The organism is Chryseobacterium sp. GTID13, from assembly GCF_056172655.1.
Genome location: NZ_JAOCMB010000005.1, coordinates 1,412,121 through 1,437,786, shown reverse-complemented (window position 1 = coordinate 1,437,786; position 25,666 = coordinate 1,412,121). Strand labels below are relative to the sequence as shown.

At 36.7% G+C, this 25,666-nt stretch carries 13 protein-coding genes; 12 read left to right on the top strand and 1 reads right to left on the bottom strand.

The features are described from left to right. The first annotated feature begins 482 nt into the window (after window positions 1-482). The 5 genes from N4G44_RS13100 to N4G44_RS13080 all read left to right on the top strand — a co-directional run bounded on the left by N4G44_RS13100 (window position 483) and on the right by N4G44_RS13080 (window position 5,818). On the top strand, window positions 483-1,172 hold the full coding sequence (locus tag N4G44_RS13100; protein WP_474927522.1) for a hydrolase: 690 nt from the start codon (window positions 483-485) through the stop codon (window positions 1,170-1,172). A gap of 67 nt (window positions 1,173-1,239) precedes the next feature. Continuing rightward, window positions 1,240-3,012: an amidohydrolase gene (locus N4G44_RS13095; protein ID WP_474927521.1), complete on the top strand. Its 1,773-nt coding sequence runs from the start codon at window positions 1,240-1,242 to the stop codon at window positions 3,010-3,012. A 133-nt stretch (window positions 3,013-3,145) separates the two neighbouring features. Further along, window positions 3,146-3,571 (top strand): DoxX family protein, encoded by a 426-nt coding sequence (locus tag N4G44_RS13090; protein WP_474927520.1) that lies wholly within the window; start codon window positions 3,146-3,148, stop codon window positions 3,569-3,571. 1 nt (window position 3,572) lies between these two features. Further along, the gene (locus tag N4G44_RS13085; protein ID WP_474927519.1) at window positions 3,573-4,943 is read left to right on the top strand and encodes an alginate export family protein; all 1,371 of its coding nucleotides are present in this window, start codon (window positions 3,573-3,575) and stop codon (window positions 4,941-4,943) included. Between the two features lie 128 nt (window positions 4,944-5,071). Further along, window positions 5,072-5,818, top strand: a complete 747-nt coding sequence (locus N4G44_RS13080; RefSeq protein ID WP_474927517.1) for a M17 family peptidase N-terminal domain-containing protein — start codon at window positions 5,072-5,074, stop codon at window positions 5,816-5,818. Window positions 5,819-5,903: 85 nt separating this feature from the next. Here N4G44_RS13080 and N4G44_RS13075 read toward each other — a convergent pair whose 3' ends face one another. Beyond that, window positions 5,904-6,692, bottom strand: a complete 789-nt coding sequence (locus tag N4G44_RS13075) for a PhzF family phenazine biosynthesis protein (protein ID WP_474927515.1) — start codon at window positions 6,690-6,692, stop codon at window positions 5,904-5,906. A 628-nt stretch (window positions 6,693-7,320) separates the two neighbouring features. Between N4G44_RS13075 and N4G44_RS13070 the strand changes: the two genes are divergently transcribed. The 7 genes from N4G44_RS13070 to N4G44_RS13040 all read left to right on the top strand — a co-directional run bounded on the left by N4G44_RS13070 (window position 7,321) and on the right by N4G44_RS13040 (window position 25,554). After that, entirely contained in the window at window positions 7,321-9,183 is a 1,863-nt protein-coding gene (locus tag N4G44_RS13070) for a DUF8202 domain-containing protein (protein WP_474927514.1), read from the top strand. A gap of 374 nt (window positions 9,184-9,557) precedes the next feature. Continuing rightward, a complete protein-coding gene (locus tag N4G44_RS13065; protein WP_474927512.1) occupies window positions 9,558-16,895 on the top strand; it encodes a SpvB/TcaC N-terminal domain-containing protein in 7,338 nt (2,445 codons plus the stop codon). A gap of 185 nt (window positions 16,896-17,080) precedes the next feature. After that, window positions 17,081-19,702 (top strand): polymorphic toxin type 43 domain-containing protein, encoded by a 2,622-nt coding sequence (locus N4G44_RS13060; protein ID WP_474927511.1) that lies wholly within the window; start codon window positions 17,081-17,083, stop codon window positions 19,700-19,702. A gap of 10 nt (window positions 19,703-19,712) precedes the next feature. Next, window positions 19,713-20,132: a hypothetical protein gene (locus N4G44_RS13055; protein ID WP_474927509.1), complete on the top strand. Its 420-nt coding sequence runs from the start codon at window positions 19,713-19,715 to the stop codon at window positions 20,130-20,132. Window positions 20,133-20,449: 317 nt separating this feature from the next. Continuing rightward, window positions 20,450-20,794, top strand: a complete 345-nt coding sequence (locus tag N4G44_RS13050) for a hypothetical protein (protein ID WP_474927508.1) — start codon at window positions 20,450-20,452, stop codon at window positions 20,792-20,794. 486 nt (window positions 20,795-21,280) lie between these two features. Then, the gene (locus tag N4G44_RS13045; protein WP_474927507.1) at window positions 21,281-25,186 is read left to right on the top strand and encodes a PAS domain S-box protein; all 3,906 of its coding nucleotides are present in this window, start codon (window positions 21,281-21,283) and stop codon (window positions 25,184-25,186) included. Window positions 25,187-25,197: 11 nt separating this feature from the next. Then, window positions 25,198-25,554 carry a response regulator transcription factor gene (locus tag N4G44_RS13040; RefSeq protein WP_474927505.1) on the top strand — a complete coding sequence of 119 codons (357 nt, stop codon included), beginning with the start codon at window positions 25,198-25,200 and terminating at the stop codon, window positions 25,552-25,554. Window positions 25,555-25,666 lie beyond the last annotated feature (112 nt).

Genomic DNA, 25,666 nt, shown 5'->3' with positions numbered 1-25,666 from the left:
GACTGATTTATTAATCTGGTTAAATGTCCGGTAAAATTGATTATCATAAATTTGTCACATCATTACCTCTGAAAAGGTAAAAAATACTTCAGGAAGTGATGATTTTATAGCGACAAAAAAATTAAACACTTCTTCATTACGGGGTGATATATTTATGTGAAACAGGCTTGGGTTTATTAATCCAGGCCTTTTTTTTGTCTGGATTTTACTGTTGGTAATTTTTCATTTTTACTTTTAATGTATTGTTTATTAGTGTTTTAGATTAATTACATGTGGCTTTTAGATTAATGGTGATAACATGAAAATGAGATCTGGTAAAAATAAATCCAACTTTTTTTCATGAAAATTAATTTATTAAACTAGTTAAATGTGCAGGCTTTCTGACCGCCCTAAATTTGTCATATCAAAATCAAACAAATATCCAGTAAGATTTTAAAATTTAGAACAACATTATAATAAGCAACATTTAAAAAGTAAACATTATGAAAAAATTAATCTTAACATTCGCAACAGTAGTATTATCAGTAACAGCATTTGCTCAGAAACCTGGAAAATTAATGTTGGACCCGACTAACCATGCTTTGGTTTTAATTGACCACGAAGGGCAGATGGCATTTGCCACAAAAAGCATCAGCATGGAAGAGCTGAGAAACAATGTAGCCTTGATTTCCGGAGGTTCAAAAATCTTTAATATTCCGACAGTGGTAACAACAGTTGCAGAAAAATCTTTCGCAGGACCTGTTTTCCCTGAAATTTCTGAAGTGTATCCTGAAGCAACAACTGGATATGTAGACAGAACCACAATGAATACCTGGGAAGACCTGAACGCTCACAAAGCCATCACAGGGAAAAACAAAAAGAAACTGGTTCTTGCAGGGCTGTGGACAAGTGTTTGTGTCGTAGGACCGGCTTTATCCGCCATCGATGAAGGGTATGAAGTATATGTCATTACAGATGCTTCAGGTGATATTTCAAAAGAAGCTCATGACCAGGCAGTGACAAGAATGGTTCAGGCTGGGGTGCATCCTATTACCTCTGTTCAGTATATTCTTGAATTACAGAGAGATTGGTCCAGAAAAGAAACGTACAAACCGGTTAATGATTTAATGAAAAAATATGGCGGCGCTTACGGATTAGGAATCCAGTACGCTCAGGATATGCTTAAGCATTAATCAGCTTTCAACGATGGCAGGTTGAAAAAACAGCCTGCCTTTTCTTCAAACTATTAAAAAGTAAATTATGAAACCACTACATAAAATTCTATTCTCATTCATCTTAGGTGCAGGACTGCTGAATGCCCAGAAAGCCGATTTAATTGTAACCAACGGTAAAATCACGACGATGGATGATAAAAATCCGGAAGTTCAGGCAATTGCCATCAAAGACCATAAAATTCTCCAGACAGGAACGAATGCGCAAATCTTAAAATTAAAAGGCGGCAGTACAAAAATCATTGATGCTAAAGGCAACAGAGTGATTCCAGGGTTATTTGACAGCCATTTACATGTCATCCGTGGCGGAAGATTTTACAATACCGAGCTTCGCTGGGACGGTGTGAAAACTTTGAAAAGAGCTTTGGAAATGCTGAAAGAACAGGCCCAAAGAACTCCAAAAGGTCAGTGGGTAAGAGTAATTGGTGGCTGGAACGAATATCAGTTTGAAGAAAAAAGACTGCCAACTTTGGAAGAAATCAACGAAGCGACAGGCGATGTTCCTACTTTCATAATGTATCTCTACGCAAAAGCCTGGCTGAATAAAGCGGGTTTAAAAGAATTAAAGATCAACAGCGATACGCCAAATCCGGCACAGGGTTTAATTGAGAAAGACAGCAACGGCGACCCGACAGGTTTGTTGGTTGCAGAACCGAATGCGTTTATCCTGTATTCAACTTTGGCAAAACTACCTGAGCTGACAGAAGCCGAGAAAGAAAATTCCACACTGCAGTATATGACCGAATTAAACCGTCTTGGTGTGACTGCTGTAATGGATGCAGGCGGTGGTTTTCAGAATTTCCCTGACGATTACGGAACAACGGATGCATTGAACAAACAAGGGAAAATTACGGTTCGATTACCTTATTATTTGTTCGCTCAGAAAAAAGGTTCCGAACTCGCCGATTACACAAAATGGACAGGAATGGTAGAAATCGATGACCACGGCCATAACGGCCATAATGAAATCGATTATCATGTAAATGGAGGCGGAGAGAACTTAGTATCAGACGGTGCCGATTTTGAAAATTTCCTTTTTCCAAGACCTGAACTGCCTGCAACAATGGAGAAAAATATGAAAGAAGTAGTAAGTCTTCTGGTTAAAAAAAGATGGCCGTTCAGAATTCACGCCACCTACAATGAAAGCATTACAAGATTCCTGAATGTTATTGAAGAAGTGAATAAAGAAACACCATTAAACGGACTGGTTTGGTTTATCGACCACGCAGAAACGGTTTCTGAAGATAATATGAAACGTATCAAAGCTTTAGACGGCGGAATCGCGGTACAGCACAGAATGGCCTATCAGGGTGAAAGTTTCATCCATCGCTACGGGAAAAAAGCAGCTCTGGCTTCTCCACCGGTAAAGAAAATGCTTGAGATGGGAATTCCTGTCGGATTGGGAACAGACGGAACGAGAGTCGCAAGTTATAATCCCTGGGTTGCTTTATACTGGATTACTACAGGCAAAACATTGGGCGGAACCCAGGTAATGGCAAAAGAAAATGTTTTGGACAGGAAAACAGCTTTATCACTTTCCACTTTCGGAGGATACGAACTGATAAAGGATTTTGAAAAAGGAAAAATCAAAAAAGGATATTTCGCAGACCTTACGATTTTGGATAGAGATTATTTCAGCGTCAGTGAAGAAGAAATCAAAGATATTACTTCAAAACTAACTATCGTTGACGGAAAAATAGTGTACGGAGACGAAACCTATAAAAATGCTGCTCCGGCTTCACTTCCTGTAATCCCGGAATGGTCTCCGGTAAAATATTACGGAGGATACCAAACGAAATAACGAAACCAAAGGCTACTTTGCCCCAAAATTCCCCTCCTTTGGAGGGGTGGCGAAAATTCAAAGAATTTTTGACGGGGTGGTTAAAAAAGTAAATTATTAAAATTCATCATCCCATCATTTCAAACCTAAAACTATGAAAAAGCTCATCCAAACCATCACCAATACCAGCCTTGAAGGAAAATTAATTCACATCGCTTTATTGGCATTCAGAATTTTATTATCAATAGAATTAATCACAGCACACGGACTGAAAAAACTTGGAGTAGGCGTTGCAGCAGCGGAAAAAATACCTAATCCTCTGCATCTTCCGGAAGCCTTCAACAGTCTTTTTGCAGATGCAGCCAACCTGGTGTTCCCGGTATTTGTCATCTTCGGATTTTTTACCAGAATTGCTGTTCTCCCGATTTTGGCGGTGACTCTCACAGGGTATTTTGTTCTTCACTGGAACGATGCTTTACTGATAAAAGACACTCCTTTTATGTACAGCCTGTGTTATTTGTTTCTGTTTTTTGTAGGTCCCGGAAAATATTCAGTCGATAATTATTTAAGAAAGATCTAAAATGAAGAAGTTAATTGCAATACTGTTGATTGTGCAGATTTTAATGCCTGTCTGTATCTCCGCACAATTTAAGCTGATGAGGTTTGATGAAAATTATGCAGCCTACCAGGATTCTGCAAAGACGTTTTATAACTCATTGAAATATATTCCGCTTTCCGAAAACAATGGCAATAAATATTTATCCTTAGGCGGAGAAGCAAGAGCAGAGTTTGTAGAATTTAATAATGAAGACTGGGGAAGACTGGGAATAGGAAGCAACCCGTTTTTTATCCAGAGATATAGTGTTCATGCAGATTTGCATTTAGGCTCAAGAGTGAGAATTTTCGGACAGCTGAGAAGTGCGTGGGAAAATGGCAGAAAGAATGGCCCAAGACCTATAGATGAAGATCATTTGAATGTTCAGAATCTTTTTATAGACGTAGATGCGGTTAAAAATGAAAAAGAAAAACTAACCGTTCGTGCAGGAAGACAGGAGCTGGACTACGGAAGCGGAAGATTGATTTCTGTGCGGGAAGGTCCGAACCTGAGGCTGTACTTTGATGGATTAAAGCTGATGTACCAGAAAGGAAACTTCAAATCGGATGCTTTTATGATGATGGCAAGCGAAATCAATACTGGGGCGTTTGATAATAAACTTTCAAAATCCATCAATCTCTGGGGTAGTTACAACACCCTCATTCTTCCTAAAAGTGGAAATCTGGAATTCTATTATCTGGGAATTCACCGGAAAGACTCACGTTTTGAAGACGGAATCGGCGACGAGACAAGACATACATTAGGCGGGAGATTCTGGAAATACGGTGGCGGTTTTATTTACAATTTTGAAGCGGCTTATCAGTTCGGGAACTTCAATAAAGGAACGATCAGTGCATGGACGGCTTCTGCAGACATTGGTTATCTGTTTGAAAATGTAAAAGGAAAACCGACCATCAATCTTCGCAACGATTATATTTCCGGAGACAGAAACAAAAATGATGGAAAGCTGGGAACTTTCAATCCGCTCTATCCTAAAGGAGGATATTTCGGATTCAATCCGCAAATCGGACCTGTGAATCTGATTGATATCCATCCTTACGCAACGGTAGATTTGAGTAGCAAAATAACGGTTCAGGCAGACGTGGTTTTCAATTGGAGATATTCTACCCAGGATGGTGTTTACAGGCCAAGCGGTTCTCTGAACCTGACTTCCGTGAATTCAAAAAAGAGATATATCGGAACTGCTTTTTTAGGAAGCTTTAATTATAAGATCAATAAATTTTTCACTTTCAATACTGGAATTCAGTATTTCAAAACCGGCGAATTCGTAGATGATATTATTGAAGATGACAAGGACGGACTATTCATCAATTCAAGAATCGTTTTTAAATTTTAGATTAAGCATACATAAAATTCGTTTTTAATTATCCCACATCAAGGCTGAAAATTATTTCAAAACCTACCTTTGATACACAGTAAAACAACAAACAACTAGATAAATATTAACTTAAAAAATAAATCATTATGAAAAATAAACTTACCAATATCCTTGGCAAATCCTTATTCATTGCCGGATTAGCATTTTCAACCCTGACTTTTGCTCAAACAACTACAACTGCAGCCAACTCATCTGCAAAAACCACTGCCGTAGGAACATCAAAAAACTGGGGTTCAGTGGATGGAATTTCTATGATAGGCTTGGTTCAGGGACCATCCTCTGCCGATGCCCAGCTTCAGGTTGCCTGTGTTTTCGAATATACGGAAAATGATATTCACAGTGCCCAGGCTTTACCTGCCAATCTGAACGGATTGGTACATTTGGATGATGCCTTGAAAGGTGAATTTACAAAAATCAGACAGTCGGGACAGTTTAAAGGACATTCCTTGGAAACTCTTTTAATAACACCTCCTGCAGGTTCTATGTCTGCGAAAAAATTATTGCTGATCGGCTTGGGCAATAGAAACAATTTTACTCCTGAACTGATGACTTCAGTGGGAGAAGTTGCCGCCCGCGAAGCAATGAGATTGGGGGTAACCAATTTTGCGTTTGCAAGTGATTTAAAAGATGCGGGAATAGATTCGCCAACTGCTCTGGTAGCAGGAAATGTAGTGAAAGGTATCGTCAGTGCAAACCGTTCTGAAACCTATCTGAAAGAGCATAACCTGTCCAAAACAAAAAAATTAGAAAAAGTATACCTTTTAGCCGGGCCATCTTTCTTTGAAATTGCCGGTGGCGGAATTTCAGACGCGATTGCAGAATTGAAGAAATAAGATTTCTGGTTTAAAATACTACTAAAAATGGCGCCACTTTGAGAAAAGCGGCGCCATTTGGCTTTTTAGTCAGATCACAATATCATTATTCTATCCGGAAATATCCTTCGGAATAAGTTCTGGCTTTACCTGCTACAATTATTCTTTCACCTTTGTTTTCACAATAAAGCTCACCGCCTCTTTCCGATAGCTGGCGGGCGAAAAGTTTATCTTTTCCTAGTCTTGATGACCAGAACGGAATCAGCGAGCAATGGGCAGAGCCGGTTACCGGATCTTCAAGGATTGACGATTGCGGTGTGAAATATCTTGAAACAAAATCACTGTCAGTACCAGCGGCTGTCACAATAACTCCTCCAGGGTCAAGATTGATAAGGTCAAAAACAGATCTTTCAATTTTAATCTTTTTTATATCTTCCTCAGATTCATATACCAGAACATAATCTCTTGATTTGAAGACTTCCTTAGGCTGAATATTAAGGGCTTGGGTTATCATATCCGGAAGAGTAGACGCTTCAGGGATTCTTGACGGGAAATCCATATAATAAACCCCATCTTTTACTTTAACTGTTAATTCACCACTTTTGGTTTGAAAAACCATTCTGCTGCCCTGATAATTTAAGATGGAAACCAGACAATGAGCCGTGGCAAGAGTAGCATGTCCGCACAAATCCATTTCTATTTCCGGGGTAAACCATCTCAGATGTATGGTACTGCCATTATCGATAAAGAAAGCTGTTTCTGCGACAGCATTTTCGCGGGCTATTTTTAAAAGTATTTCATCGGGTAACCAGTTTTTTAATGGAACAACACATGCAGGGTTTCCATGGAAAATTTCTTCTGTAAAAGCATCTATTTGATATAATTCTAACTTCATAACTGACAAAATTTAGTCTGCAACAAAGATAATTTATTTCCATGGCAGACCTTTGGTTTAATTATGTTTTATGGGATAATTTGTATCTCTTATACCTGAAATTTGAAGCTATGATCTGAGTTCGTAATTGCATCAATCAATATACTATTTATTAATTGTCAGATATTTTTTATCATTTTTTATGATAGAAATTCATCTTAAAAAATGAACAAATAAATCCCCTTAACTAGGTGTATTTCCAGAGATTTTGATAAATTAATCATTAATGAAATTTGTATTTTGAAATTAACTTTTAAATATTTTTTTATAAAAAATATTTTTTATTCAATATATGTAATATTTTTTTATACTTTTGAAAATCATAAAATATGTTAAAATATGAAATTTGACTGTAATGGAATTTCTTGCCCTTTTAATTCTTAAACAAACTGATTAGTTACAAATGCTAATTATTTAAGATGCAGAACAATTATATATAGTTAACATAAAAAATAAAATATAATATTTGAAACACTTAAAAATACAAACGATGAAAAAAATAAACCTATTTCACTTTCTGATTATACAATAATCTTATAAGCTCCAGACTGCTACTTCTCTTAATATTTATTTTATATCTTAATTCAATATGAGTAAAGTTTATACCTCTATATTTATATTTTGCTGCTGTTCTTTTTTGTTTTCTCAAACTACTATTTTTGGTGGAGTTCCGGGACTTTCTTTCAAAAAGAATAATGTGAAAGATAGTATTTTACCTACCGATACCCTGGCTGGAAAATTAATGAACTTTCATTTAATTAAAGATCCTGTAACCGGCTCTTTTTTTAAAAAATTAGATGCGGGCTTAAATCAACCGTCCTTATTTATTGTCAGCAATAAATTTGGAGGAAATGAAAAAAGGATTTATGGTAAAATAGGAAGTACTATTATCAGTAGTATTGGGATTGATGATTTTAATGATTCATTAAGAATTAACAGCGCTCAAGCTGGTTCAAAAATATTAACCTTTACCAAAAATGATAGTAATCATAAAATTAATCCTATTGTCTTTTTAAATAAGAGAACTGATCATTCACTTTTAATTCCTGAGATTCTTGTTTTTAACAGGAACCTTTCTGTAATAGACAAGCAGAAAGTTGAAACTTATCTTTCAATAAAATATGGAATTACCATTAATGATATATCTGAAAAAAATTATATTTCTTCTGGAAATCAAATTATTTGGGATTCTAAAAAAAATAAAAACTACAATTTTAGGATTACCGGTATAGGTAGGGATGATGCATTCGGATTGTATCAAAAACAATCTGCAAATGCAGAAGACGAGCATATTGTAGTTTCTTTAGGTCAGGTACAAGCAACTAATAATCAAAATAATACCAGTATTAATCAAGGTAGCTTTCTCTTGTGGGGAGATAATAACCAAGCCTTAACTTTCAAAGAAACAGATCTTATTTCTGCACATCCTAAACGGGATATGATGAGAATGTGGAAAGCACAGGTGAAAAACACAGGATCAATTCCTATGAAAACTCATCTCTATCTTAATCTTACCGGATTGCAACAAAATGATAAAATAAGATTACGAATTTTTACCAATGAAAGTAACTATCAGAGTGATCTTTCTACGGATATTCTGGGAGAGAAATTGAATGATTCATTATATGTTTTCAAAGATGTCGCTTGGGATACTGATCTTGATGGGATTGATTATTTTACCTTTAATTTACAAGATTCCCAAAGTGATATACTTGTACAACTTATCAGCACTTGTAGCGAATTTGGGAACGGTATCGTAAAAATATCGGTCCCGGAAAATATTTTTCCATTTACCTATAGCTTAAAAAGTATAACCACCAATCAAATGGTAGTGAATACTACTTCCGCGAGCTCTAATCCTGTTTTATTCAACAATCTTGCTCCTGATAATTATGAGCTTAGTATTCATAGGAACGGGTATCCAGATATTATAAGGAGCTTTGATCTTGAAGGCATTGTTAACCAGAATATTGACAACCAATATGTTTGGATGGGGACACCAATAGAATTGGACCTTAATACATCTTCTTATCAGTATACTCTTACAGCTCCTTCGGGTGCAGTAACTTATACTGCTCCCTACCTTCTTAACGGGCAGGGCACTTATCAATTGCTTATCAAAAACAAGCTGGGGTGCGAAATAACAAAAACACTTTCTGTACTTAGCCAAACTGAATACGACGCTTTACAAAGTACTTCTTTGTTTAAAAAAATTACCGTATCTCCGAACCCTTCTCATGATGGGAATCTGACGATAAAAGTAGAGCTGAAAACTGCTAAGCCATTGACAATTAAAATATTCAACAGTTTAGGAGTACTTGTTAAGCAAGGTCAGTATAATTCAGCTTCTGATTTTAGCATTCCGATGAGCATCCCTGCTTTTGTAGGATATTACAATATTAAAATATTTATTCCTGAAGAAGCAAAAGGAGTTAATTTTCTTATCAACTAATAACTAATAAAAAACACAAAATCCAAGATATGAAGCGACGTTCATTTTTCAGGCATAATACCATTGAACTGTTACCCGTTCTTATCCCTGTTATTCTTTCTCTAAGTAGCTGGACACTTTATAAAGTTATCCACAAAGATCAAAATATGGTAAGAGCGGTTAAAAGTTCAAATCAATATTCTAATCCATTTAAAATTAACTGCGATTTTCTAAAGCCGAGTAAAAGTGGTAAGCATATTAATAAAGAATCACGGGATATTTTTCATAACTTTTCGGTAAATAAAGTAACTGATTCTGCTTCCGCGAACCTTTTACTTTCGGAGAATAAAAAGCTTAAGTATACATCTAAAACCGAATTAAATAAAATCCGCTCATTGTCTGGTGATTTTAATTCCAGATTGACAAACTCAGGATATATAGGAGAGATCGGAAATAAAGATCCGCAAAGAAGAGATGCAAATGCTTCCGATAACATATTTGATGTTCAGCTTTCGGCCGTAGATCCCAATAAAACTTATATTCTTAATTACGAGGTAGAAGGTTATTCGGATGCGAATTCTGTGACCCGAAGTATCAATGGTAGCTTTGCAATGGGCGGTTATGTCAGACACAAAAAAGCAGGCTGGAATTCAGTGTCTGAACCACTTAATACAGAACTCCTGAAAAAAGGGGAAAATAAAATCTTATTCAATGCCCTGAATAAAGGAGATTATTATGCGATTAAGAATGTTCGTATTACTGAAAAACCAAATAATTCCTCTTCTTCCTATACTGTAACTGCAAAAATATACAATGATAAGGTTGTGTATCTTCGGGGATTTGTAAATCCTGGATCCGGAATCAAATCTTTAGATATTGAAGGGGAAAAGATAAACCTGAAAGGAAATGAATTTGAATATGCTTCTTATGAAAATTCAGATAAAAAGTTTTTTACTGTTAAATTCAATGGCTCACAATACGTACCCGAAATAATTGTTGAAAAGACAGTAGAGAATTCTTTTTCAGCAGAAATAAGTACATATGAAACAGAAGGGCATATGATCGTTTCACAGAATGAATCAGGAATTGTAAAAGGATTAAGATTAATTGATATACCTCCGGTAGATCTATCCACCATTAATGTAAGTCATAATTATGCAGGATTTCGTTTCAATAATAAAACTTTAAAAGAGGCGGAATTTCATTTACCTTATGACCAAGATAAACTTCCTAAGGACTATCAGGAAAAAGATATTACTGCATTTATGTTTGACTATACTAAAAAAGAATGGTCTCCTGTAAATATTGATAGTGTAAATACAGTAAAAAAATATATTATACTTCGTACTTCATTAAGTAATGCTGATTTTATGGCAGGTATTGTTAAACATCCAGAAAGCCCGGAAACAGGAGCTGGCGCACAAACGGAGTTTAATGATATGCCAATTGCTAATCCGGGATCTAAAATTAACCTGATTGCTCCGCCGACACCCAATCAACAAGGTACTACAAACGTTAAATATCCTATTGAAATACCTGCAGGAATTGGAGGTTTTCAGCCTAATGTTTCTATCGCATATAATAGTGATAATAAATTCGGATGGGCAGGAACGGGATGGGATATTCCAATAGAAACTATCGATATTGATACCAGATGGGGTATTCCGGCATTTGGTAGCCAGGAAACTGAGATTTACTTAATTGCAGGTGAGCAGCTTGTTTTCAGGGATGATTACCTGCCCAATAAACTTCCTTATTCCGAGGTAAGAATAACAAACAGGCAGTTTTACTACCGTAATGGAGTAAAAGAAGGATATACCATCACAAGAAAAGGATCTTCACCTTCAGATTATACGTGGGAAACATTGGATGGAAGCGGGACAAAAAAAGAATATCTGGATGTATTGACCAATAATCCTTCAAGTAATTCTTCAGGAAGTGTGGTGAAATGGTTTTTGTCTAAAGTTACAGATCGTTTCGGAAATACTATAACCTATACCTATTCAGACTCATTCGATGGAGGAGGTAAAAATAAATACCTGTCAAGAATTACTTACAGTAATAATACTGTTATTGAATTTGAAAATGAAGCGGGCATTAGAGGAGATATGACTTTCAATTATAAACTGGGAGTTAAATTGGCAGACGCAAAAATATTAAGCAAGATTAGAGTTAAAAGAGCGAATATCAATATCCGTGAATATGAGTTAAATAATACGACCGTAGGGATGTTTTCCAAAAGACTTTTAACAGAGATTATTCAAAAAGATGGAAATGGCATTCTATTTAACAAACACAAGTTACTTTATGAACACAATATGGGTGTTTTTGAAAAAACACCTACCAAAGTATACAACACTCCAAAAGATAACGGAGATGTAGGTTCTTTTTCAGGGGGCAATACCAGTTTTATTTCCGGAACATATAGTAAAAATAAAAATATTCGGGGTGCAGTAAGTTTTGGTGGTGGGCTTTGTTTTTTTGTTGGAATTAACAAAAAGGGGACTATAGGGATTACAGCAAGCTATGATGATAATGAGGCATATGGAAAAAATCAGCTTTTAGATATTGATGGAGACGGATTGCTAGATAAAGCATTCTATTCTTCAAATGGTAATATCAACTTCAGAAAGAATATAAGAACAGGATTTAGCGGGGTATATTCTTCTTCCGGACTTCCCGATGATACTCCTATCTATACCCATAATAGCTATAATACTACTCTCGGATTGGAATATTCATTTGCGAATGGTGTTGTAGGGGCTAATTATTCTTTTGGTAACAGCAATTCACCGATTTATTTTTCAGATGTTAATGGCGATGGCCTTCTGGATATGATCCATTATGGTGATGTTTTCTTTAATAAGATAAGAAATGGTGCCCCTCAGTTTATGACTCAGCCGGCTTCAGGAACAGTAAATGTTACGGAAGAAACTCCTAACGCTATTCTGGCAGGAAGCAATGCAGTTCAGGACACTATTATAACTACTAGCCAATTCTCGTCTTCTTTAGCCAATATTGTAAGAATGTGGGAAGCTCCTGTATCGGGAGATATTCGTATAAGTAATGAAGTAACATTGCTTCAAAACTCTCAGGATGGGGTGGATGTGTGGATTGAAAAGGGTGAAATGACAAAAGCCAATGAAGACCTCTCAGGATATAATCCTGCTAATTCCTCTCAAATTTCTCCAACCGTTACCTTAAATAGTCAGGGGCAGTTTCAGGCTCTTGGCACCACAACTCATGTTGAAAAGGGGCAAAGGATATTCGTAATAGCATCTTCTAAAACTAATCAGAATGGAGATAGAGTTAAAGCATATACAAGTATAGTATATACTTCTGTTCCGGGAGTTTCTGATCTGGGGATGCAGGATGCTAATAATAATACCTATTTTAGATTTGATGCAAGAGTTCATTACTTGCCATCCAGTCAAAAGCAAAATGTAATAGGTGATAAAAGTAAAGTCAATATTTCTTGGGATAAATTAAATAATGAAATATTTACAGATGATGTTGATTTTAAAATTTATAAAACGATACAGTCAATATCTGATACTACTGGTGTGATGCCGCCATCTACACTGATATATCACCAAAAACTAATTAAAGGTGATAATTTGAATTCAGTTACAGTGGCAAACAATGAAATTGCCAATTCCGATATTTCCAATTTGTTACTTAATCAGAACCCTTCCGACGGTACTATAACCCTGTTGCATTTTGATGTTTCTTCCGATACCAATGTTTCATGGGAAAAGATCAAGTGGAAGCCTACTCTTACGATAATGTCGGATACAGACACTACTGCGGTCAAAGCTTTAGTACAGTATAATCCCTATTCTGAAAGGCTAATTAATACTTTGCCTAAGGATTTCTTAAAATACAGGGAATATCCTTTTTGCGGCGATAAAACAGTATGTCCCCGTTGTAAGGCGGCAAGTGCTTATTATGTATTCCCGGATTTTAATGGAAATACTTCATTGAATGATTATTCCATTAACTTAAGCCAATCACATAATACAAGAGTTACTTTTTCATTAAAAATTAAGGACAATAACGGAAATGTTTACACTGCGAAAAATACGGTAAATGTTACTAATAATGTTATGCCGATTCCGAAAATAGACATATGTGCTTTTTTTGCGACTATACCTATTAGTTATGAAGAGCTTTGTATGCTGCCTTTTTATTTTGAGATCAGCTCTCCGGATTATGTAGTTACAAAAAAGCTGTCTTCGGAAAACCCGTTTATTATTAATTCTGCATTTTTAGGAGACCCAGCTTTAGAAAATACGGAACATAAAGCTGACTATTTTGCCTATCGTTCGGAGAACAACCATTATAATATCAATACAGGGTTGGTATACCAGGGATGGGGCAGATTTACATATAATGGTTCAAAATATCCTAGTCAGGCAATTCGTGAAAATGAATTTACAACCAATCCATTAGCCAATGTTCCACCTCCGGGCGGAGCTTCTCCTTGTAATCCTTCTTCTCCGGATTACTTCACATGTATGACGAATTATATTATTCAGCAGAATAATAACCGATATTTTACTCCCTTACAATTGAATGCAGAAACAGATGCTTATGTATCTCCTATGGAACCTGCAGAATTGTCCGAATACGATCTGCAGCCTTATGTACTGGGAGTATCTTCCAGCAGTTCTACCGTTGTCACAACACCTGTTTTTTCAGTGCCTAATCCACGGGGAATAATTCTCCGTTCCCGTTCTGATGCATTTCACGCTTATGTTGCGGGATCAATAATTCCCTGGCTGGGCATCAGTGGACATGCAGGCATCTCTACTGAAAAAACATCAGATTATTTCCAGGATTTTAATGGGGATCATTATCCCGATATTATTTCAGGAAGCTATTACCAGAAAACAAACGTTTTGGGGCAATTAGCGGCAGTATCTTCTATCAATGAAAAGGAAATTAAGAATAAAGGATTCATATTGGGTGCAGGACTTTCAGCTTCTGCTTCCGTAGCCAAATTCAGTAATACTGCAAATACATTCTTTGCCATAGGAGGAGAAAAAGATTTGCACACAGGATCTTCTTCTTTCGCTTTAGGAATAGGGCTTAATGTTACGGTAGGAAAAGCATGGGCACAGGGTACAGGTGTATGGGCTGACATAAATGGTGATGGCCTGACGGATTATATTTCTGATGGAAGCACATATATCAATACAGGAAATGGTTTTGCACCAGAGTCTTACGGATGGGACGTTTCGGAGGTGTCGAAAGGGGATTCTTTTGCAGTTTCAGGAGGAGGTGGTTTCAGCTTCGCTAATGGAAGCTGGGCTGCAGGTGTTGGACTTTCGAAATCTTCATCTACAGCAAAAGTGGGATTAATAGATATCAATGGGGACGGTCTTGCAGATAAGATCGTAAAGAATGGAAATACCTATGAAATGTTGATCAATAGTGGAACTTCCTTTATTCCTCTTGAGAACTTCAATGAAAATTTTAGCTTGGATAATAAACAGAATTCATCCGGGTTTAATTTATATGGAACACTATGTGCTTGTTTTGGATTGAAAATTTGTGTTTCAGCAGGAGGTGGAACCGATAAGTCTGTGTCTAAACAGGAAGTAGATCTCAGGGATTTTGACGGAGACGGATATCCGGATTTACTTGTTTCAGGAAATGACGGTGAACTGACATTTTATCAAAATCAATTGCCAAGAGCCAATTTACTGCTTAGTATTGAAACTCCCCTTCAGGGATTGATTGAATTTGAGTATTACAATGTCAACGAAAAAAATAACCTGGCAACACTTATAGGAGGGACTTACCAGATGCCTTTTTCAAAGACCGTGCTTTCCAGAATGGCTGTATGGAATTTTAAACCTATTGATACTACTCTTCCATACTTGGGCAATGTTTTAGATCCCCAGAGGATAAAGCCTGCTCAATATTTCAGTTTTGAATATGAAAAAGGAATACAGGACAGGAGAGAGCGAGAATTTTTAGGTTTCGGAATTGTAAAAACAAAAGTTTTTAATGAGTATGTTCTGCACCAAACCTATGTTACCCAGTATGAAACTGATTACACGGGTAATGAAAATAATTTTTACGTTAATTATAATGACACAAAAGTAAGGCAGTATTTCTACAAAAAAGGAATTGTACGCTCTTCGTATATGCTGGACAGCCAGAATAGAAAACGAAGCGAAACGAAATATACTTACCGGTATTTCGACCAGCCTTCTTCTTCAGAATATGCGCTTACAGAAAATCAGTCCGAACCCCAGTACAAGGATATCGGCAGGATTATACCGCTTTTATATAAAACAGAATCTACTTTTACTGAATTTTCCGCATCCGGGAGTCATAGTAAAACAACGGTCAATACAATTGATGCTTATGACAAATACGGTAATGTCACCCGTTCTACCTACAGAGGCTCCTCAACACCAACCTACACACCTCAAGGTATAAAAACACAGATTTCCTATCATGCTCCCGGGGCTAAAAATATAGTAGGAATACCTTCAGAAAAAATTATAATAGCTAATAGTAATGAGATCATGCGGAAAAGCACCACAGTTCTGGATGCTGCCCAAAATATAAGACAAATTAAAAAAGACATCTTGGGAACAGGCAGTAACGGGGCTTCCGGGACGGCAGATTTTGATATGGAGTATGACACTTATGGTAATTTAACCAAAGTTACACAGCCGGTTTCTGCAAACGGACAGCGAATGGTCTACAATTATGTTTATGATCCGGTGTATCATACCTATTTGACGGCTACCACTGATGCATACGGATATACAAGCACCACTCAGTATGATGATAATTATCTGTTGGGAGTTCCTGTTGCCATAACAGGTATTAATGGTGCAACGGCTCAATATACATATGACTCTTTCGGAAGGCTTACTGACTATCTTGCTCCCACGGATGTCGATTTTACGATCAGATTGTACTATTATTTTTCAGAAACTATACCGGTAGCTATTACGGAAAGAAAACCTATCAAGAATGACAAGGACCCAAGGCCCAATTACTTCGTTAGTTTATTTACTGATGCATGGGGAGAAGGCATCATGTCCAAGAAACTGTTTAAAAAAGAAAACCAGACCTACTATTTTGCCAATAACATTTACCAGATTAAAGATCATCTGGGAAGGCCTGTAAAAACAATCCTCAGAGATAAGGTGACAACAGGGACCGATATTATGACCTCTCTTAAAAAGTTTGATGATTACACGACTGCAGAAGACCAGGCTGCTCAAATTTATTCAACTACTACGTATGATGAGTTAGACCGCCCTGTGAGCACTACGCAGTTTAATGTCGCTACTAACAATGGACTGCAAAATCTCACCACCAATATGTTCTATGAATTTGGGATGGACAGGTATGGGTTTACACAGTTTTCAACAAGAGTAGTGAGTCCTTTGGGAAACACCAATATTTCCTATACTGATGAATTTGGCAGAACAACTTCCAGTAAGCAGACTAATGGAAATGAAGATATATGGGTGAGCTACAAATATGATGGTCTCCACCAAATTACTGCCATGCAGGATGCCGGAAACCATATTACAGAATATTTCTATGATAAATTTGGAAGAAATATCAAAAAAACAGAACCGGATGCAGGAGAATCAGGGTTTCAATATGATATGACCGGTAAAGTGACCTCCACCTATAATGCTGTTTTGAAGTCTAACGGAAAAAAATTAATTATAAATACAATTTTGACCAGTTAATATCTGTAGAATACCCTGATCACTCGGTACATTTTGTATATGGTGAGCCAGGAGGAGTTGCTGAAGAGCGTGGAAGGCTGATAAAGCAAACCGACAGAACAGGTACCCAAAACTTTAAATACGACATATGGGGTAATGTAAAAGAAAACATGCGGGTTGTGGTAGCGCCTAAAAATGTTCCCAAAATGTTCAAAACTTCTTTTGTACATGATGTATATGGCAGAATCAACAAGATTTTTTATCCGGATACCGAAGAGGTCACTTACAGCTATAATATGACAGGGCTTCTGGACGGAATCACAAGCAAGCTTCCGGGAGGAAGTAAGCCAACGGACATTGCCCATTCTATGACCTACAACAATAGAGACCAGTTGACCTCTTACATTGCAGGAAACGAAACCAAAACCCAGTATAACTATGATCCGTGGGGGAAAGTCAATGAACTTTCTCTATTGTATGACAATGGAAATACGAATATTCGTAAAAACAGATATTCTTTTGATGGTAACGGAAATGTTTCTGTAATCAATGGTATTACGCCCATGACTGGAAATTATCCATCTATGGATATGGGAATAGCTACGGATAAGACTTTCAGCTACGATTCTTTCGGAAGGTTGGGTTCAGCCCTAATAACAGCTACAGGAAAGAAGAATACCAAATATTATAATTTAAATATGAAGTATAATGCTGTTGGAAATATGGAGGTGAAAGACTTTAAACTCAAAACATATAAAAATGGAACCTGCATGACTCCAAGTAATGAAGGCGATGCAGGCTTATATAAATATGAAGATCCTGTGCATCCTAATGCGGTATCTTCGATATCTTATACCAAATTTGAGAATTTCACAGCTCCTATGGATTGTGGTCTGGTTCCGATTGACCTTTCAGTCAATGCAAAGGAAATGTTTCGTTATGATCTCAACGGAAATCTTGTCACTATCGTAGAAGATCAGCAGCAGTCTGAGAATACTTCTGCAGAATACAGAGAACTGTTCTGGGATGATCAGAACCGCCTGAAAGCTGTGGTCACTCAAAAAGAAAATTTCAATTACTACGTATATGACGCAGCCGGAGAGAGAATCCTGAAAAATGATGCGGTTTCTAAAAACCTTTACGTCAATGGGAATGATCCCAGCAATACCACCCAAATGGGACCTTTTGTTTATTATCCCAACGGCTATATGGTATTGAGTAACAAAACCATGAGCAAGCATTATTATATGGGAAGCCAGAGAATTGCCACAAGGGTAAGCGCGGTACCTACGCATAGGTTTAAAGTAAACCTTTCCGAAGGTTACGAGGAACAGGCATCTTTATTAGGAGAGGAAATACATGACATTATAGTAGCAGCCGGCCTTCCTGATGAAGTATGGGTAGAGGGCGAAGATTCTCAGGGAACCTATACTCCGCCTGTTTCTGCAACGCATGATGATACACTCTGCTCCTTTCTTATGGAACAGCAGATCTATACATTTTTACAGGACGAGAATGAGAGGTGTTATACTAAGCTGACGGAATATTATGAGCAAGCTTTAAATGATGGAAAGTTTTGTGAAAGGTGGACTGAGTTTTTGCAGGATGAATGTATGATTAACTACACTCCGCCGGAAATTCTGGAGAATGAAATGTACTGGATACATCCTGACCACCTTAGCGGAGCCTCAATATTAACGAATATTAAAGGGAATATCACCAATTGGTACGAATATATGCCGTATGGGGAAATGCTGATGGAAAATACGACGATGGGCTATGATAATCCTTACAGGTTCAATAGCAAAGAGCTTGATATGGCTACCGGATACTATTATTACGGAGCAAGATATTACGACCCTAAACGAAGCTTCTGGTTAAGTGTTGACCCATTATCAGAAATTACGCAGTCTCCGTATGCCTATGTTTGGAATGATCCTGTTAACTTTGCAGATCCAACGGGATTGATGGGGGAAAGAGTAGGAGGCGGTAACCCATGTGATCCTCCCGGGAAAAGGAGTTTTCTTAGAAAAGCCTATGACTGGATATTTGGCCGTAAATCTCACGCTAATATTTCAGTTGGGCCAATAACTCAAGAACCAGATCAAAGCGATTTGCCATGGTATCTTAATAAAAGTGAGTATGGCGGAAAGCCTGTTCTGACGCTAGGATTGCACAATATTAAGCTTCCATACATGCAAAGAGAACAGTATGACTCAGATGTATTGGAAAATGGAGACCGATTTATGAAGAATGCTTTGGGCTCTGCTTATAATGGTCTTGCATCTATGTGGAATGAAGGGATGCAAGGAAAAGAAGGCTCAGCCATGATGTTTGAAGGAGATCGGGATGCAGAATCTGCTGTAAGAAGGATTGTCAGGGGAAATGCAGGGGCTGAGGAATTTGAAGGATTAGCTGCAATGGCCATTATTCATAAAGCAGGAGAAGTGTCAGGTTCAGGACCAGCTGCTGGAGTAATAGAAGTTAGTGATAGGGTGAAATCTGTAGCTCAATTCAAAAATTATTTTCCTAAGCAAGGTGCAATAGAATTTGTATTTGATACAGAAACTAATACTTTTCTAGTTGGCAATCCAAAAGGTCCACAAGGATTATTATCTCCACATGAAAGCTTGGCTAATTTAATAGAAGCTGGAACTGTAGGAAAAAGTAGATATGTTGGAGGAATGTATAAAAGAGACGGCAATAATATATTGACCACAGAACATTCGGGACATTATGGTCATAATTGGACAGACCAAAATAGAGCCCAATTCATAGAATTTATGGAAAAAAATACTGGTTTAAAAGTTAAACATGAAAAATGGTAAAATTAATAATATGGAAAAAAGAATAATTTACCTTCCAGATTTGCAATATGAATGTTATTTTCTTGGAAATGGCTGGAAAGTTGTTAAAGAAGATAAAATAAGGAATATTTATATCGATTCTTTTTATGGTTATCCTTTTTACATAATTTTTGAAAATACAGAAACGGTAATTGAACAGTTAAAAATACAAATCAATAAACACAACATACTACTTTCAGATATTTTCCCTATAGAATTAATAGTGAAGGATATAGTAAATCATCAACAAGACTATTGGTTAAATTTATGTATAGATTTTATTATTAAAATGAATTGTTTAAATGAGGATATTGCAAAAATTTTGGGTGAAACAAAGCATAATAAACATTTTAGTCAAAAACTTAGACATACAATAAAAAGAATATTATTTATTAACAATTTTGATTATTAAAAAGTTCTCAAGCTCCTTGGATTTTCTGCCTTTTTTGAGACAAAATAGTTATACTCTTTTTTTATTTTATTACGGAGTAAGATATTACGATCCTAAACGAAGCTTCTGGTTAAGTGTAGACCCATTATCAGGAGAGAAAAGGAGGAAATGATTCATGCGATCCACCAGCTAAAAGAACCTTCGTTAAAAAGCATGGGATTGGTTATCTGGATTATTTAGGAGGAGTTGATTATGGTCATAAATCCAATGCCCACTTGAAGGTAAATAACAATGTACAGATTGGAATTCCAATTCCAATATCAGAAGAATAATATTTGATGTTTATGTTAGTTTTTTATTTAAAAAAAGAAAAAGAAGATACATATATAAAAAAAATGCTAAGCGTTATTTTTAAATGTCGTGATACAGAAGTTCAAGAATTATTGAGTGACAGTGATAGTTTAGTTAAATTTGAAAACCGTTTTTTAGACAATATCTCAGAATTTTGTGTAGAATTAATTATCTATATACATGGCAAAGATAAATTAAGTGATATTAATCTATCAAATAATTACTTCTTGGGGCGTAAGATATCAGAGTATATTAATGAAGATTTAGTAGTACATTATGAGAATGGTGATGCTTACCAATGGATATTAATAAAAGAAAATCGTTTTTTTTAGTAGAAGAAGTTGATCAAGAGAGTCCTGGAATTAATTTAAGGAAAGGTAATGAAGTTGAAATATGGTGTTCTACTAACTAATGGAATTGCTATCTTTTTTGAGACCCTAAACGACGTTTTTAATGGTTCTACACTTAACCAAATCAGAAATTACGCAATCTATGCTTATGTCTGCAATATGGCGTTGCTTTTAAATAAGCGACGCCATTTTGTTTTTGGTAAATAGGATAGAGTTTAAACAATTTTTATTTGATTTGTTAAAGTTGATGAATAAGTACCTTTTCATACTTCTAATTGTTAGATTCACAGTTTGAATCTAACACTTTTCGATTATGTATATTCTGAATAATTTTCTATTTTATAGTAGTATTATTAGTCATAATTAATTATTGCATATATTAATTATGAAATAATTAAGTTTATAAAAATAATTTTTATAATAATTTTCTGACTATATTTAGCGTAAAACAAATAGTAAATTAATATTATGGACAATTATCCAGTACCTGATAATGAAAAGGGAAGAGTTAAAAAACTGGAATTATTTGATCTTCTGAATCTTCCAAAGGATTCTCAATTAGATGTTTTTGCGGAAGCTGCGTGTCTGGTTGCAGATTGTCCCAGCTCGCTTATTGCGATTATGGAAAGCGAGATTCAGACAATACAGAGCTGTATTGGAATGTCTTTAGATACCGTAGATCGGAAAAATACATTATGTCAGTATTCTATTGCAAGCGGAGACGTTGTGGTAATAAATGATACATTGAAGGACAGCAGATCATCCGGCAATTCAATAATACTTGAAAGTGGCATCCGCTTCTATGCAGGGGTGCCACTAATAGATGATGAGGGCTTTGTATTGGGAACTATTTGCGTGATAGATTACAAGCCTAAAACTATTTCGGAAAACCAGATTGCCACCCTTAAAAAAATAGGTGAGGCAGTGACCAAGTTTTTCCTGAATAAAAAGAAAAATGTTCAGGCCGAATATTTCCAGCAGACTTTCGATATTTCCAATAATCTGATCTGTGTTATTGATCGGGAATTTATTCTTAAAGAAGTAAATCCATCCTTTGAAAAACTTTTCGGGTTGCCTAAAAATCAGGCCGTTGGTCAGAGTTTTTTAACGATTCTGGGGAAGCAGGATCCTCCTTTGCTGCTCAAATTAGAAAACTTTCTCCAGACCGATGAAGAATTGGTATTTATAACTTCTACCAATATAGATGGAGCTGCTCCTGTTCTTATAGAATGGTATCTGAAGCAGAATCAGAATCATTCCGGAATTTTTTGTTTCGGGATTAATATTACCCAACGTATAGAAGAAAGGCTTCAGCTTGAAAGCTCTGAGCGACGTTTCAGAAGCTTTTTTGAAAATGCTATTGGCCTGATGAGCATGCATGATATGGAAGGGAATATTCTTGAAGTGAATGAAAAAGGAAGAGAAAACCTGCAATATTCTGCGGAAGAAGTACAGGGATTGAATCTGAAAGACCTTGTTCCCGAGCAAAACTGGCCTTTACTGGAGCAATATCTGCAGCGGATCAATCAGAACAAGGAAGATTTCGGGACAATGATCCTCAAATCAAAGAAAGGCGAAGAGCTGATCTGGATGTATCATAATCTTGTAGAAACCGATAAAGACGGAAACCCCTATGTAGTAAGTACAGCCCTGAATGTCACCGAAAGAATCACCCTGGAAAGAGATCTGGTATATGCTAAGAAAATGCTCGAGCAGACAAGTTCGGTTGCTCAGGTGGGCGGCTGGGAAGTTAATCTTAAGAATAATGCTGTATTCTGGTCAAAGACGACAAAAGAAATTCATAAAATAGACTATGATTTCCAGCCGGATCTTGAAAATGCAATTGGTTTTTACAAAGATGAAGACAGGCAGAAAATTGATTTCCTTTTCAAAAGGGCTGTTTCGGAAGGTATTCCTTACGATGAAGAGGTTCAGCTTGTCCGGAATGATGGCGTTACGATCTGGGTGAGGGTAAAAGGAATTCCGGAGTTTGAAAACGGGGTATGCAACAGGGTTTTCGGGATCATTCAGGATATTGATGCCTTCAAAAAGATTTACCTGGAGCTTGCGAACAAAGAAGCAATGATGCAGTCTTTCGTAACCTATGTACCTGTTCCTGTAGCAATGTTCGATAAAGAGCTTAATTATATTTCGGTAAGCACCAGCTGGAAAGAAGAATTCAATATGAATCATATGGAGCTGACGGGAGAGAATATCTTTACCATTTCTCCCGATGTTCCGGAAGAAAGAAAAGCTATTTACAGGAATGCTTTGCAGGGAAAGGTCTATAAAAATGAAGATTTTGCCATTGAGCTTTTACATAAAGAGGGAATCCAGCATTACAATGTGGAAGTAGGGCCATGGTATCTTTCAGATGGGGTGATAGGTGGTGTAATAGTTTCTGTTCAGAATATTACCAGTGCTGTTAAAATTAATGAAGAGCTCAAAAATGCGAAAAAAATGGCAGACATTGCGAGCAAGGCTAAGTCAGAATTTCTCGCCAACATGAGTCACGAAATCCGTACCCCTCTGAATGGGGTTATAGGATTTTCAGATCTGCTTTTAAAAACCCCGCTCAATGAAATACAAAGCCAATATCTTAATTATATTAATGAATCCGGGGAAAACCTGCTTGCTATAATTAATGACATTCTGGACTTTTCCAAGATAGAGTCCGGGAAAATGGAGCTCCTCATTGAAAAATCCAATGTTTATGACCTAGTCAGCCAGGTAGTTAATGTAATTCTTTATCAGTCGCAGAAAAAGCATATTGAGCTGCTGCTTAATATCGAGCAGGGACTGCCGAAAATCCTTTGGCTAGATGAAACCCGACTGAAGCAGATTCTTATCAATCTTTTAGGGAATGCAGTAAAATTCACACAGCAAGGTGAAATTGAGCTTAAAGTAGAAAAGCTGAATATCAGCGATAAAAATATATCACTAAGATTTTCTGTAAGAGATACCGGAATAGGCATTCCTCTTGAAAAGCAGCAGCATATTTTTGATGCTTTTACACAGGAAAACAGTTCCATCAGCAAGCGCTACGGCGGAACCGGGCTGGGACTTACGATATCGAATAATATTTTGGGCTACATGGGAAGCCACCTTTCGCTGAACAGTGCACCGGGAAAAGGGTCTGTATTTTTCTTTGATATCGAGGTGCCTTATGAAATGTCCGAAACCAATGAAGATGAAGAACTGAAAATAGAAAAAGTCCTTATTGTAGACGATAATGAAGCTAACAGGGTGATTCTTCAGCACATGCTGGCGTATAAAAAAGTTGAATCGAAACTGGCAGCCAATGGAATGGAAGCCTTACAGATTTTGTTGTCAGGAGAACGGTTTGATGTTATTTTAATGGATTACCATATGCCCGTTATTTCCGGGCTGGAAACTATTGAAAAAATTAAGGAATTATTCATTCAGAAAGATGAAACTTCTCCACTTGTTATCCTTCATACTTCTTCTGAAGAGCATGATGTGATCAATTCTTTCCGAAAAGACGAAAACTCATACTTCCTTTTAAAACCTATAAAATCAGAGGAGCTCTATCAAACATTGAAACGTGCGGTACAGTATAATGTAAAAGAATTACCCGCAGCTGCGGAATCGGAAATGGAAACTTCTTTGTTCCCGCCTGATATTCATGTTTTACTTGTTGATGATAACCCTGTGAATATGGTACTTAACAACAAAATGATGAAATCCCTGATTCCTGATGCACAGCTTACGGAGGCAACTAATGGACTGGAAGCTTTGGAACAATGTAAAAGCAAACATTTTTCGGTGATCCTGATGGATGTTCAGATGCCTGTAATGGATGGTATTGAGGCCACCAAACAGATCCGTCTTCTTCCCGGATATCAGGATGTTCCGATTATTGGAGTCACAGCAGGAACTGTAATAGGTGAGAAGGAAAAATGCATCATGTCCGGAATGAATGATTTTCTTCCGAAACCTTTAAGGCAGGCTGATCTTCTGGAAATGCTTACAAAATATATTTCCGGCAATAAAGCAGAAAGCAAAAATGCTGTAATAACGGAAAAATACCTTGACCTGAATCTTCTCAATGATCAAATGGGAGAAGATGATGAAGATTTTAGGAAAATGTTTCTGAATTTGGTTATCCAACAGCTTTCCGAGGCCGAAAACAACATCAAAAATGCCGTCGCTGAAGAAAATGCTAGAGAATTGAGCAAAGTCCTCCACAAGCTGAAAGGAACTGCCGGAACAGCCGGATTGATCAAGCTGGCAGAAACCGCTTTATACTGGGAAAAGAAAGTAGACGAAACTACAGATTTCTCATCCTTACAGCAGGAAATAACTGATGAAATAACAATCGGATTGAATTTAATAAAAGGTTTAATAAAATAAAAACAAAAACTATGTTGATTCTGATCGCCGAAGATGATGAACTGATCCTAAAAACGATAGAACACAAATTATTAAAAGAAGGTCATGAGGTAATCCTTACCCGCAACGGTAAGGAAGCCATTGAAACCTTAAAAGAGAAAGAGGTGGACCTTGCCATTACAGATATCATGATGCCTTTCGCTTCAGGTATAGAAATACTTTCTGCTATAAAAACCATGGGGAAGCAGATTCCTGTTATTATGCTGTCCGGCATGGGGCAGGAAGAGGTAGTGCTTAATGCTTTCGATCTCGGGGCTTCGGATTTTATTGTAAAGCCATTCAGCCCCAATGAATTGATGCTGAGAATTAAAAGATTTATCCCTAAATAAACAAATATGCTGCTCACCACTTCTGTACATTTTCTTTTTCTCGTATTCCTTGGGATGCTGCTACTCGTACTGTTATTGATTATAGGGGTACTTTTTTACAGCTTTTTTCAAT

Excerpts from the sequence above, each read along its gene's own strand:
- N4G44_RS13045 (WP_474927507.1), top strand. The coding sequence starts at position 21,281 with ATGGACAATTATCCAGTACCTGATAATGAAAAGGGAAGAGTTAAAAAA.
- N4G44_RS13070 (WP_474927514.1), top strand. The coding sequence starts at position 7,321 with ATGAGTAAAGTTTATACCTCTATATTTATATTTTGCTGCTGTTCTTTT.
- N4G44_RS13060 (WP_474927511.1), top strand. The coding sequence starts at position 17,081 with ATGTTCAAAACTTCTTTTGTACATGATGTATATGGCAGAATCAACAAG.
- N4G44_RS13090 (WP_474927520.1), top strand. The coding sequence starts at position 3,146 with ATGAAAAAGCTCATCCAAACCATCACCAATACCAGCCTTGAAGGAAAA.
- N4G44_RS13085 (WP_474927519.1), top strand. The coding sequence starts at position 3,573 with ATGAAGAAGTTAATTGCAATACTGTTGATTGTGCAGATTTTAATGCCT.
- N4G44_RS13040 (WP_474927505.1), top strand. The coding sequence starts at position 25,198 with ATGTTGATTCTGATCGCCGAAGATGATGAACTGATCCTAAAAACGATA.
- N4G44_RS13050 (WP_474927508.1), top strand. The coding sequence starts at position 20,450 with ATGTTTATGTTAGTTTTTTATTTAAAAAAAGAAAAAGAAGATACATAT.
- N4G44_RS13100 (WP_474927522.1), top strand. The coding sequence starts at position 483 with ATGAAAAAATTAATCTTAACATTCGCAACAGTAGTATTATCAGTAACA.
- N4G44_RS13080 (WP_474927517.1), top strand. The coding sequence starts at position 5,072 with ATGAAAAATAAACTTACCAATATCCTTGGCAAATCCTTATTCATTGCC.
- N4G44_RS13095 (WP_474927521.1), top strand. The coding sequence starts at position 1,240 with ATGAAACCACTACATAAAATTCTATTCTCATTCATCTTAGGTGCAGGA.
- N4G44_RS13055 (WP_474927509.1), top strand. The coding sequence starts at position 19,713 with ATGGAAAAAAGAATAATTTACCTTCCAGATTTGCAATATGAATGTTAT.
- N4G44_RS13075 (WP_474927515.1), bottom strand. The coding sequence starts at position 6,692 with ATGAAGTTAGAATTATATCAAATAGATGCTTTTACAGAAGAAATTTTC.